Origin of the sequence: Arthrobacter sp. NPDC056727 (assembly GCF_042790555.1) — a bacterium.
Classification (GTDB): Bacteria; Actinomycetota; Actinomycetes; order Actinomycetales; family Micrococcaceae; genus Arthrobacter.
Genome location: NZ_JBHTZA010000012.1, coordinates 1 through 12,186 on the forward strand (window position 1 = coordinate 1; position 12,186 = coordinate 12,186).

Genomic DNA, 12,186 nt, shown 5'->3' on the forward strand with positions numbered 1-12,186 from the left:
GGGTCCGCGTCCGCATCCTCGCCCGAAGCAGCGGCGGTGGGGACGAGGGGTGAGGCTGCTGCGGTGAGTGCGGCGGTGCGGGAGCGGTCCACGGCGCCGGCGGCGACCACCTGCAGGTGCTCGACTTTCCGGGAGAGCCGTTCGACCCGGTCGGCGAAGTCAGCGGACTGGCGGAAACCCCACAGCGCGGTGTCTTCGGCGGTGATGGGGTTCGACTCGAGCCACGCAATGGCGTGATCAACCGCGTCCGCACCACCAACCACTTCAGCAGGGACGCTCTGCAGGGCGGTCGCACCGGCGGAAGCCAGCACGCCGGCACCGGGCGCTAAGTCCCGGTCTGCGGTGAATCCCCCAACGGCTTCCATAGAAACATTCTGACGCGAGGGTCTGACATTATTAGCGGCGGCCTGAAGGAACGGCACACCGGCAGCGTTAGTTGCGTTCCGTGACCCCGCACCAGTTGGCGATGAACAGGGCAATGCTCTTGGTGATGCGGCGTACCGACTCCACGGACACCCGTTCGTCGAACCCGTGGATGGCTTCGGAAACCGGCCCGTAGACCAGCGCCGGGGTGTCCGCGTAGAGGGCGAAGACCCGCCCGTCCAGGTATCCCGGCGTCGTAAAGCTCTGGAGGTCCCCGTCAAAAACCCGGCGGTGCGTCTGTTCCAGCAGGTTTTCGGCATCGCTGCCGGGCTCGAGGACGTAGCCCTCGGAGTAGAAGCCGGTCTTCGTGGGGACAGCGTTGATGGGCTCAGGTCCCCGGGAGAGCCCGGCGAGGCACTCCGTCAACTCGGCCCAGGCCGCATCGGCGCTGATGCCCGGGTAGATGGCCGCACGCACATCGAACTCACACCAGGCAGGCACGCTTGACGGCCAATCACCGCCTGCAATGCCGCCGAAGTTGAAATTGATGGGATGTTCAAGGTTCTCGAAATAGGGGTGGCTGCCCCGGTCCGCATTCCATTTCTCTTCAACCTCGCGAAGGGCTGTCATGGCCGTGTACGCTGCGTCGATCGCGTTGAAGCCGGAGCCCATCTCGCGCGGGTGGGTGGGGTTGCCGGTGACCCGCACCTTGAACCAGAGCACGCCGACGTTGGCGCGCACCAGCATGTCCTCCTCGGGTTCCGGGATGATGACGGCGTCCGCCCGGTATCCGCGCAACAGGGCCGCCAGTGAGCCATTTCCGGTGCACTCCTCCTCAACGACCGACTGGAAGTGGATCCGCCCCGCAGGTTCCAGGCCGGCGGTGCGGACGGCGTCGAAAGCAAACAGATTGGCGGCAAGGCCGGCCTTCATGTCGCCCGCGCCACGACCGTAGAGCCAACCGTCGATGATCGGTGCATCCCACGGGGAGCGGGCCCAGGCATCGTACGGGCCTTCGGGAACGACGTCGACATGGCCGTTAAGAATCAGCGACCGGCCTTCCTCGGCGGCTGGCCGGTATGTGCCGACGACGTTTGTCACCCCCTCATAGGAGACGGTCACCGGGCCGAAGCCCTCATGCGTGGAAAGTTCCCCTGGGTCCAGCTCCCACCGGTCCATCTCCAGCCCGCGCTGCGCCATCGCGGAATGCAGAAGGTCCTGGGCGCTCCCTTCCTGGGTGCGCAGGGACGGGTGCCTGACGAGGTCCTGGGTGAACGCCATCTGTGCATCGAAGGCTGCGTCCACGGCGTCGAGGATCCGGCGCGACTGTTCTTCGGTGATCATGTGGTCCTCTACGGGGAATACGGCGGGAATGCCGTGGGGGAGTACGACGGCGGGAAACGGCTGGGGGAGCCGGCCAACGGACGGCTCCCCCAGGAAAAGGTGATGTTCAGTTGTCAGTCACGATGCGCTTGTCCTGCACCCGCAGCCGCTCGCCGATCAGTCCGCCGGCTGCGGTCATCAGGGCGATGATGGCCAGGATCAGCGCTGCACCCCAGGACCTGTTGCCGGAGACTCCGAGCATTGCGGTGGCAATCATCGGCATGAAGCCGCTCGTGGCACCGGCAATGTTGTAGCCGAGGGCCACGCCCGAGTACCGCAGCTTCGGCGGGAACAGTTCGGTCAGCAGCGCCCCGTTCACGGCATAGGCCACGCCCACGAGGACGATGCCGATGGTGATGGCCAGGGTGATCAAGACCGGAGACTTGGTATCGATCATGGCAAACAGCGGGAACGCTGCGACGGCGGTCAGCAGGCCGCCCCACATGGTCACCTTGCCTGGGCCGATCTTTTCGGCGAGCCGCCCCATGAGGACCGTGATGATGATCTGGGCGACGGCGGCAATCAGGGTGGCGTTGACCATGACACTGCGGGGCACACCGAGGCTGTTGGAACCGTAGCTGACGGTGAAGGTGGTGATCATGTAGAAGCCGCCCACGCCCAGCATTGCCGCGAGCACAGCGATGACCAGGCGGCCGCCGGCGTGACGGAGGACGTCGAGCGCCGGAACCTTGGCGGTTTCCTCATGGGCGAGGAGGTCCTTGAAGATCGGGGACTCCTCCACCTTCATCCGGATCCACAGTGCGATCACCAGCAGCGGGAAGGCCAGCAGGAAGGGGATGCGCCAGCCCCAGGCGTCAAAGGTCTGCGAAGGGAACAGCAGCACCAGGGTGAAGGCGCCGGAGGAAAGCAGCGTGCCCACGGGCGAGCCGATCTGAACCAGGGCGGCGAATCGGCCGCGCTTCTCTGCGGGGGCGTGTTCCACGGCCATGGTTACTGCACCGCCCCATTCACCGCCCACTGCGAGGCCCTGGACGAGGCGAAGCACGGCGAGCAGGATGGGGGCCGCCAGCCCGATGGTGCCGAAGTCCGGCATCAGACCGATGAGGCCGGTGGCGACGCCGATCATGACGATCGTGGTCAGCAGCGCCGGCCGCCGCCCGTAGCGGTCGCCGATGTAGCCGAAGAGGATGGCGCCAATGGGCCTGGCGGCGAAGCCTACGCCGAAGGTCGCGAACGAGGCGAGCAGGGCCGCCGTCGGGTCCAGATCGGTGAAGATGAGACGGTTGAACACCAGGGCGGCTGCGGTACCGAAGAGGTAGTAGTCGTACCACTCGAGCGCGGTGCCGACGAACGCGGCGCGGGCAATGGTGCCTGCATCCTTGCCCGAGATGGTCGGCGCAACTTGTGCGCCTTCAAGTGAGTGTGACGTCGCCACGTGGATGCCTTTCGAACTGTGCGTGCTCCGTCCCGCATCATGTGCGGCGGCCGCAGCCTGAAGATTCCGTGAGTTCCCTGCCGGGGAGGTGGAGGGAGGACGCCTAGCGGATAGGGCCGGGCTAGTAGTTCGAGCGTAGAGGAGTGACAATCGCCTAAACAATGACATTTTTCACCCACAATTCGGCCGCGGCGTGTGCATTATCACAAGGCGGGTGGTTCGTAGCGGGCAATCGAGACCAGGGCCAGGGCGGCCTGAACCGGCACCGTCAGGTCCAGCCCGATCAGCTCCTGCAGGGCGTTGAGCCGGTTGACCACGGTGTTCCGGTGGCAGTAGAGCTCCTCGGAGGTCAGCTTGACGGACCCGGTGCGGCCATAGCTCAACGCCACGTCCAGGAGGCGCTGCCGTTCATGCGGGCTGCACTTGTCCAGGGCATTCCACACCGGCGCGGCAAAATCAGGCAATGAGTCTTCGAGCATCTCTGCCGCCACGCCCATCCAGGTATCGGCCATGGTGCCCAGCCTGGTTCCGGGCGAGAGGTGCGTCGCCAGGACAAGGGCGGACGATGCCGCCTTCGGAACTGCGGCGAGCCCCTCAGCCTTCGGGATGTAGCCTGCGGAAAAGTCAGGCTGCTTCCGCAGCCAGGTCTGCTCCTTGCGGACCACCCGGAACAGGTACAGGGCTCCGGACTTTTCAAACATGAAGGTCCGGCGGTCCGACTCATATTGCTGCACTGCCTGGGTCACCGCGTCCCCGGTGACCGCAAGCACCTCGAACGTGTCCGTGATCCGGACGCCCAAAGCTGACGCGATGTCCGGCAGGTCCGACGGATTGGCGTGGTCGAAGAGCCTGGTCAGCAGGCGCTGCAGGTACAACTGCTTGTTCCGGGCCAGAAGGGCCTCTTCCTCGGCGAAGGCCTGCTGGATGCTGCTGACATAGCCCTCGACGGTATCCAGCAGCCGGTCCATGTTGGCCACGAGGACATCCATGCGATCCTCGCGGGCCACCCGCTCCAGCCCTTTCCACAGGACCCGGAAGTCGTTGCGCACTGCCTCCAGGAAGGCGTTCAGCGGAACACCCTGGCGTGCCCTGCGGACGGCCACGGCCCGCGGCAGGGCCTGCAGGTCCGGCGGAAGCCGTGCGCCGGCCAGTTGCAGCAGGAACATGTCCATGCTGTCCGCAGCCGTCTGGTAGATGTCCTCCTCAGGGACGAGGGCCTCGTCATAGGACACGGCCTGGAAGCGCTCAAGGAAGTCGCTGACCAGGGTGTCGCGCTCCTTCCACAGCCTTTCAATGAGTTCGGTCCAGTCCGGTTCGGTTGAGGGTGACTGCGGAAACTTCCTGACCTGGGCTTTCCCGGCGGTGGAGGTTGGCGGGAGGGTATCCATAGAACCATTTTAGGCATTTGCCCAAGTTCCAGCGTCAAACCGGCGGCTTTTTTCCATTGAGAACGATATTTTTCCAGTGTTGAATTGCAGGGTCAGCAGGAACCGGCCTGCGCCGGCACGCGGGATTCCCGACGCCGGGACCACCACCGGGAACCGCTTCGCGGGTCCGGAAGCGCACATCAACGCACACCACGAGGACTCATGCTGGTCGATCTCCTAATCCGCAACGCCCACATTGTGACCCAGGATCCCGCACATCCCCAGGCGCAGGCGCTGTGGATCCACGATGGAAAAGTGATCGCTGTGGACGAGGGCCCTGACTGCGGACTCGAGGCCCGGCGCACCATTGATGCGGCAGGCAGCACGGTGGTTCCGGGCTTCAACGATGTCCACGCGCACAGCGTCTGGTTTGGGCTGACCCTGATGGAGGCCGACCTCGGCGCAGCCAGGAGCACGGAGGACGTCTACGCTGTCATTGAAGAGGCGTCGGGGCCGCTAGGCGCCGGTGAATGGGTGGTCGCCTCGGGCTTCAGCCCGCTGCTGCTGGCCGGCACCCAGCCTGACCGCGACCGCCTGGACGAGGCCGCCGGCGGCCGTCCCGTCTGGATCAAACATTCGTCGGGGCACGCCTGCACCCTCAACGGAGCCGCCCTTGACCTTGTGCTCAAGGACGTTGACCCGGACCTTCCGATTGACGGCGGCGTGATCGTCAGGGACGGGTCAGGCCGGCCCACAGGGCTGCTGGAAGAAAATGCCATGCGGCTGGTCCAGGACCTCATGCTGCCGTACCCGCTGGAGACCATCGAGCGCGCCCTGGACCTGGCCACTACCCACTACCTCTCGGAAGGCATCACCAGCGTCACCGACGCCGGCATTGCAGGCGGCTGGATCGGGCACAGCCCGCGTGAATTCGTGGCCTATCAGAATGCCCGGGACAAGGGCCTGCTCAGCGTCCGGATGCAGCCGATGCTGGTCCTCGACGCCCTGCATCCTGTGACAGGCCATGCTTCAGAACCGAAAGCGCGGAGCGTCGACGCCGGAATCCGCACCGGGCTGGGCGATGACTGGCTCCGCCTGGGGTCTGTGAAGATCTTCAGCGACGGCTCGCTGCTGGGCAGCACGGCGTACATGACCGAGGACTACGTTGGCTGCACCCACAACCACGGCTACCTGCAGATGGATGCCCAGGAGCTCCGCTCTGCTGCCCTGGAGGCTTACCGCGCTGGCTGGGCCATTGCCATGCACGCCATCGGCGACCACGCCATTGACCACGCCATAGACATCATCAGTGAGGCCCAGGACGCCTACGGCCTCAACTCGCTGCCCAACCGGATCGAGCATGGCGGCGTACTCCGGCCGGACCAGCTGGACAGGATCGCCAGGGCCGGGATCGTGGTGGTTCCGCAGCCGCACTTCATCACGGAATTCGGTGACGGCATGGCCCGTTTGCTGGGGCCCCGGCGCACAGAGCTGTCCTACCCGGCCAAGAGCCTGCTGCGCCGGGGGTCAATACTGCCCGGAAGTTCGGACCGCCCCGTCTCCGAGGGCCGGCCGCTGAACGTGATGCAGTCATTCGTCGAACGCCTGACTCCCTCGGGCGCCGTGTACGGTCCGGAGGAACGGATCACGGCCGCCGAGGCGCTCGCCGCCTACACCACAGGCTCTGCGGCGGCCACCGGAGCGGCGGATGTCAAGGGCAGGCTCTCGCCCGGGTACCTCGCCGACCTGGTCTTCCTCGACCAGGACCCGACGGCGGTGGCCGCCTCGGAGATCGCCGCAACGCAGGTGCTGGCCACCATGGTGGGCGGCCAGCTGCGGTTCGGGGCGGAGAGGTTCCCGGCCGCCGGAACAGACACGACAACACTCGCGACAGCACTGAGCGGGAAGGAAACCCCATGAGCACCACCAACGAACAGTTCCTTGACGATTTCAGGGCTATGTCCACCTTCGGGGCAACGGCCGGCGGCGGCGTCGACCGCCAGGCCGGAACGGCAGCGGACCATGAAACCCGCCGGTGGTTCGGCGGCTGGCTGGCGCGCCACGGCTTCGAAGAAAAAGTGGACCGGGCCGGCAACCAGTTCGGCACGGTCGAACTCGTTCCTGGCGCACCTTATGTCCTGGTTGGTTCGCACCTGGACTCGCAGCCGCTTGCCGGCCGCTACGACGGTGCCTACGGCGTGCTGGCCGCCGCGCATGCCGCCGCCCGCGTCGCCCGGGACGCCAAGGACGGCAAGGTGCAGCCGCGCTACAACCTGGCCGTGGTGAACTGGTTCAACGAGGAGGGCAGCCGCTTCACCCCCAGCATGATGGGCAGCTCGGTGTTCACCGGAAAGCTGGAACTCGAAGCAGCACTGGCCACTACCGACGTGGCCGGGGTGACCGTGGCGTCAGCCCTGGAATCCGGGCACCGGCAGGCGACCGCGGACACGCCCGTTCTGACGGACGTGGCCAACTACGCGGAGATCCACATCGAGCAGGGCCGGATCCTGCAGGAGCAGGACGTCCAGATCGGCATCGTGGACAGGACCTGGGCCGCCAGCAAGTACCGCGTCACGGTCAACGGGGCGCAGTCGCACACCGGCGCCACCCGGATGGAAGACCGCCAGGATGCGCTGTATGGCGCGGCGCTGATCATTGCGGCAGCGCGGGACCTGGCCGCGGAATTCGAGCCGGGAATGCTGCACACTTCCGTGTCCGAGATGCAGGTCCTGCCCAACTCGCCCGTCACGATTGCCCGCCAGGTGCTGATGAACCTGGACCTCCGCTCCCCGGACGAGGACGTCCTGGCCCGCGCCCGGGACATCATGGCCAAGTGGATCGGCGACGCCCAGGACCGTTCCCGCACCGAAATCCAGCTGAACCTGACGCACCAGTGGGGGCTTGTGGCCTACCAGCCGGAGGGTGTGGCCCTGGGAACCGCCAGCGCACAGCACCTCGGTTTCAGCCACATGGACATCATGACGGTGGCCGGGCATGACTCCACGAACATGAAGGATGCCGTGCCAACGGTGATGCTCTTCGTCCCGAGCGAGGAAGGCATCTCCCACAACGAGGCGGAATTCACCCGGGACGAGGATGCGGTCCGAGGCGCAGAGCTTCTCACCGAGGTGGTCCGCCGGCTGGTCCGCGGCGAACTCGAGCCAGCCGGAAAGAGCAACGCCTAAGTACCGGGTCACCCTCCCGCCCGGCGCCCGGGGGCCATAGACTCTAGCCAACTACGTGCAGCAGCGCCGCTCCGTCCATCCGGGCCCCGAAGGTTCGGGAAACCAAGGAGCCATAGCGCCGCTGCACCCGTTGGAAGGACGTGGCGGGTGAAGCTGGGCATAGCGCGGGAGCGCCGGGAAGGCGAACGGCGGGTCGCTGCGACCCCAGAGACGGTAAAGCAGCTCACGGGGCTGGGCCTGGAGGTGCTGGTCGAATCCCGGGCGGGTGTTTCCGCAGGGCATGCCGACGAGGAATACCGCCAGGCAGGAGCCCACATCGTCGCGGACCTCGATCCCGCCGGGCTGGACATCCTGGCGCATGTCCGCCCGCTGGAGCTTCCGACGGCGGCGGCCCTCCGCCGCGGTGCTGTCACCGTGGGCCTTGCCTCGCCGTCGTCCGAACTCGCCACGGTCAGGGCGCTCGCCGAACGCGGCGTCACGTCCTTCGCGCTGGAACTCGTGCCCCGCATCTCCCGGGCCCAGTCGATGGATGCCCTCTCCTCGCAGGCCCTGGTGGCCGGGTACCGGTGCGTCCTCGAAGCTGCCATCCGCCTGCCCCGCTTCTTTCCGCTCTACATGACCGCCGCCGGCACCGTCCCGCCCGCGCGGGTGCTGGTGCTCGGCGTCGGCGTGGCGGGTCTGCAGGCGATCGGCACGGCGAAGCGGCTGGGCGCCCGCGTCTCCGCCAACGACATCCGGCCGTCCTCGGCGGAAGAAGTCACGTCCATGGGCGGCACTTTCATCAACCTGGACCTTGAGACGGCGGAAGCGTCGGGCGGGTACGCCCGCGAGCTGAGCGCCGACCGAGGTGCCCTGCAGCGGCAGCTGCTTGCGCCGCATGTTGCCGATGCCGACGTACTGATTACGACGGCGGCCGTCCCCGGCCGGCATGCACCGCTCCTGGTGACCCGTGAAATGGTGCAGGGAATGCGCCCCGGATCGGTCGTCGTCGACCTCGCCGCGGAATCCGGCGGCAACGTTGAGGGGTCCGTTCCGGGCCGGGACATCCATGTCCCCACCGCCGACGGCAAGGGGACTGTCGCCGTCGTCGGCCTCAAGGACGCGCCGTCGGCCATGCCGGCGGACGCCTCCCGGCTCTACGCGAAGAACGTGGCCAACCTGCTGGCCCTGATGGTCCGGGACGGGACGGTGGCTCCGGATTTCGACGACGACGTGGTAGCAGGTGCTTGCCTGACGCACGACGGCGTGGTGCGGCACCAGCCCACAGCGGAGGCGCTCGCCGCGCTCCCCGGGGAGGACGTGCCCGGAGTCGCAACTGTCGATGCGCTGGAGGGCAGCGCCGACGTGACGGACACCGAACTCGCCGATGAGTTGGCGGATGGCCCAGTGAAGGCATCGGAAAACGAAGGGGTGGCCTGATGGATGGCATCAGCCTGCTGACCATCACCGTGCTTGCGGTGTTTGTTGGCTTCGAAGTGGTATCGAAGGTTTCCAGCACCCTGCACACGCCCCTCATGTCCGGCGCGAACGCCATCCACGGGATCATCCTGGTGGGCGCCATCATCGTCGCCGGCCAGGCCACGCACCCCTGGGTCCTTGCGGTGGCACTGCTCGCGGTGGTCCTTGCCACGGCCAACCTGGTGGGCGGCTTCGTGGTGACCGACCGCATGCTGGAGATGTTCCGGGGCCGCAAGCCGGACAAACCGGCCGCGCCCACTCCCGGGCAGGGTGAGGCCAGGGAGAACACGGAGGCCCGGCGGTGACCCTCCTCGATCCCAACGTCACCGCGCTGCTCTACCTCGCCGCCGCCGTCTTCTTCATCCTGGCGCTGAAGGGGCTCAACTCCCCGCGCACGGCCCGGCGCGGCAACCTCATCGGCGCCTTCGGTGCGCTGGTCGCCGTCGTCACCGTCTTTTTCTCCACCCGGCTGGACAACGTTCCGCTGATCCTTGGCGCCATTGTGGTCGGTTCCGGTGTGGCCGCCCCCGTGGCCAGGCGCGTCAAGATGACCCAGATGCCCCAGCTCGTGGCGCTGTTCAACGGCGTGGGCGGCGGCGCCGCCGCGCTCGTGGCGCTGCTGGAACTGCCGCATGCGGAGGACGCCTGGGTGCGGGTCGCCGTCGTCTTCACCCTGCTGGTGGGGGCGGTGTCCTTCGCCGGGTCCGCCGTGACGTTCGCCAAGCTGCAGGAGCTCATGACCACCCGCCCCGTGGTGTTCCCAGGCCTGCCGGTGCTCATGGGAGCGGTGCTGCTCGCCGCGGTCGGCGCGGCGGCCGCCGTCGTGCTGGGCGGCTCGCTCGTCCTGGCGCTGCTGCTCCTGCTGCTGGGCCTGGTGGCCGGCGTGCTGCTGGTCCTGCCGGTGGGCGGCGCCGACGTGCCGATCGTCATTTCGCTGCTCAACGCCTTCACCGGCCTGGCTGTGGCGGCGTCCGGCCTGGTGCTGGGGAACGTTCTGCTGGTGGTGGCCGGAACGCTGGTGGGGGCGTCGGGCACCATCCTGACGCGGGCGATGGCGGCGGCCATGGGCCGCAGCGTGGCCGGCATCCTGTTCGGCGCCTTCCGGGGAGGTTCGACGGCGGGATCCACCGCCGTGAGCGACCGTCCGGTCCGCTCGTCCAGCCCGGAGGACGTGGCGGTGCTGCTGGGCTACGCACAGCGCGTGATCATCGTCCCGGGGTACGGGCTGGCCGTGGCGCAGGGACAGCACACGGCGGCGGAGCTGGCACAGGCCCTGGAATCGCGGGGAACCCGCGTGGACTTCGCCATCCATCCGGTGGCGGGGCGCATGCCCGGGCACATGAACGTGCTGCTTGCCGAGGCCAACGTGCCCTACGAGTCACTCAAGGAAATGGGCGAGATCAACTCCGAGTTCCGCACCGCCGACGTCGCGCTGGTGGTGGGCGCGAACGACGTCGTCAACCCCGCGGCCAAGACCACCGCCGGCTCGCCGATCTACGGAATGCCGATCCTTGAGGTGGCGGACGCGCGGCAGGTGGTGTTCCTCAAGCGGTCCATGCGGCCCGGGTTCGCCGGAATCGAGAATGACCTCATGTTCGAGCCGCAGACCACCCTGCTGTTCGGGGACGCCAAGGAATCCCTGACAAAGGTGTTGGGGGCGGTGAAGGCCCTGTAGGGTGGGGCATTCGGGGTCCTGCGGTGCGTTGTCCGCAGTTCCTTTCCAGCGGGCCCTTTCTGCAGTTGGTCCCTCGCCGCGCCGTTACCGAAATGTGACATTTGGTGTGGGGGTGCGATAGCCTCGGCCGGTGCCCTGGTTCCGCTCAGGGCATTCCCGGACAGAATGCCGAGCCCTGCCGCTGACCGGGATCCGTTCGCTATGACCAGCAGGCAGGGACGGGGGAACCACGTTAGTACCGGCCTTGCCCGCCAAGGCCTAGGGGTTAAGTCCAGACGCTCTGCCCAGCGGACGTCCGGACCGGGTGACTCCCATCCGAACCCGACAGCTAACCCCGCAGGCATGGGAGAGGCACATCACCATGTCACGTAAGTCCATAGCCGCGCGCCACCGCGCGACCCCGACGACCTCGATCGCTCTGCAGGGGCTGTCGTATTCCTTCAAGTCCAACGCCGCCTCGGTTGCCAAGCCGGCCGCCGCGGCCGCCGTCGCCTCCGGGCTCCTCTTCGGCGCCGGCGCACCCGCCCACGCTGGCGCCTACGCTCCGGAGGTGCCGGACAGCTCCGCCAGCCAGGCAGCCACGGGCGCGGCCGCTGCTGCCCAGTCCGCCGCCGGCCAGGCGCTGGCCGCCCCCGCTGCGCCGGTGGCTCCCGCCCCGGCCAGTGGCGGATCCGCCGTTGCCGGCGCGCCGTACACCGTAGTCTCCGGCGACACCCTCGGTGCCATCGCGGCAAGCCACGGGGTGAGCCTCGATGTTCTTCTCGCGGAGAACGGACTGACCCTGGCATCGGTCATTTACCCCGGCGACCAGCTCCTGATCCCGGGACCGGGCGCTGCTGCAGCACCCGCTGTGCCGGAGGTGCCCGCGGCCCCTGCCGTGCCTGCTGCACCTGCACCGGCGGCCCCGGCCCAGGCAGCGCCGGAGACCTCCGGCATGGGAATCTACAACGCCTCGGCGTCCATCACGCCCGCCACCCAGGCGGCCAGTGGCGTGGGTGCGGCCATCGTGGCTTCCGCACAGTCGCAGCTCGGCGCCACCCAGGACTGCACGGTCCTGGTGGAGCAGGCGCTCCGGTCCGTCGGCAAGTCCGTCGGTGACCTCGCCCCGGCGCAGTTCTACCAGTACGGAACGCCGGTCTCCTCCCCGCAGCCCGGCGACCTGATGATCAGCGCCGGCCACATCGGCGTCTACATCGGCGGCGGGCAGGCGATCAGCAGCGGCATGAACGGCGTCAACGAAACCATCGTGCACCCGGCCTCCTGGCTCTCGGGCGCCACTTACGTGCGCGTGAACGCCTAACGGCGCTAACGCCTCATAGGCGGAATGGTTCACGCAGCGGCGGCGGGTGCTTTGGGCAC

At 67.7% G+C, this 12,186-nt stretch carries 9 protein-coding genes, 1 pseudogene and 1 riboswitch; of the genes and pseudogenes, 6 read left to right on the forward strand and 4 right to left on the reverse strand.

Annotated features, from left to right (window positions below; genetic code table 11):
• The 4 genes and pseudogenes from ACFRAH_RS13220 to ACFRAH_RS13235 form a co-directional block, all read right to left on the reverse strand.
• Nucleotides 1–365: pseudogene (locus ACFRAH_RS13220) on the reverse strand (HNH endonuclease); the annotation flags it as partial.
• 67 nt (nucleotides 366–432) lie between these two features.
• Nucleotides 433–1,707: an ArgE/DapE family deacylase gene (locus ACFRAH_RS13225; RefSeq protein WP_377991342.1), complete on the reverse strand. Its 1,275-nt coding sequence runs from the start codon at nucleotides 1,705–1,707 to the stop codon at nucleotides 433–435.
• Nucleotides 1,708–1,813: 106 nt separating this feature from the next.
• Entirely contained in the window at nucleotides 1,814–3,142 is a 1,329-nt protein-coding gene (locus tag ACFRAH_RS13230; protein ID WP_377991343.1) for an MFS transporter, read from the reverse strand.
• 203 nt (nucleotides 3,143–3,345) lie between these two features.
• Entirely contained in the window at nucleotides 3,346–4,530 is a 1,185-nt protein-coding gene (locus ACFRAH_RS13235; RefSeq protein ID WP_377991344.1) for a helix-turn-helix domain-containing protein, read from the reverse strand.
• 201 nt (nucleotides 4,531–4,731) lie between these two features.
• Here ACFRAH_RS13235 and ACFRAH_RS13240 point away from each other — a divergent pair, with 201 nt between their 5' ends.
• The 6 genes from ACFRAH_RS13240 (at nucleotide 4,732) to ACFRAH_RS13265 (ending at nucleotide 12,127) form a co-directional block, all read left to right on the forward strand.
• Complete coding sequence (locus ACFRAH_RS13240) at nucleotides 4,732–6,429, forward strand: amidohydrolase (RefSeq protein WP_377991345.1); 1,698 nt, start codon at nucleotides 4,732–4,734, stop codon at nucleotides 6,427–6,429.
• Nucleotides 6,426–7,694, forward strand: coding sequence for a M20 family metallo-hydrolase (locus tag ACFRAH_RS13245; RefSeq protein WP_377991346.1), 1,269 nt, complete (start codon nucleotides 6,426–6,428; stop codon nucleotides 7,692–7,694). The genes ACFRAH_RS13240 and ACFRAH_RS13245 overlap by 4 nt, the downstream gene beginning before the upstream one ends.
• 147 nt (nucleotides 7,695–7,841) lie before the next feature.
• Nucleotides 7,842–9,113, forward strand: a complete 1,272-nt coding sequence (locus ACFRAH_RS13250; RefSeq protein WP_377991347.1) for a Re/Si-specific NAD(P)(+) transhydrogenase subunit alpha — start codon at nucleotides 7,842–7,844, stop codon at nucleotides 9,111–9,113.
• A complete protein-coding gene (locus ACFRAH_RS13255; protein ID WP_377991348.1) occupies nucleotides 9,113–9,457 on the forward strand; it encodes an NAD(P) transhydrogenase subunit alpha in 345 nt (114 codons plus the stop codon). Before ACFRAH_RS13250 ends, ACFRAH_RS13255 begins: the two co-directional genes overlap by 1 nt.
• Entirely contained in the window at nucleotides 9,454–10,827 is a 1,374-nt protein-coding gene (locus tag ACFRAH_RS13260; RefSeq protein WP_377991349.1) for an NAD(P)(+) transhydrogenase (Re/Si-specific) subunit beta, read from the forward strand. Before ACFRAH_RS13255 ends, ACFRAH_RS13260 begins: the two co-directional genes overlap by 4 nt.
• Before the next feature lie 156 nt (nucleotides 10,828–10,983).
• Nucleotides 10,984–11,185: riboswitch (cyclic di-AMP (ydaO/yuaA leader) on the forward strand.
• Between the two features lie 3 nt (nucleotides 11,186–11,188).
• Nucleotides 11,189–12,127 (forward strand): LysM peptidoglycan-binding domain-containing protein, encoded by a 939-nt coding sequence (locus ACFRAH_RS13265; RefSeq protein ID WP_377991350.1) that lies wholly within the window; start codon nucleotides 11,189–11,191, stop codon nucleotides 12,125–12,127.
• Nucleotides 12,128–12,186: the final 59 nt, after the last annotated feature.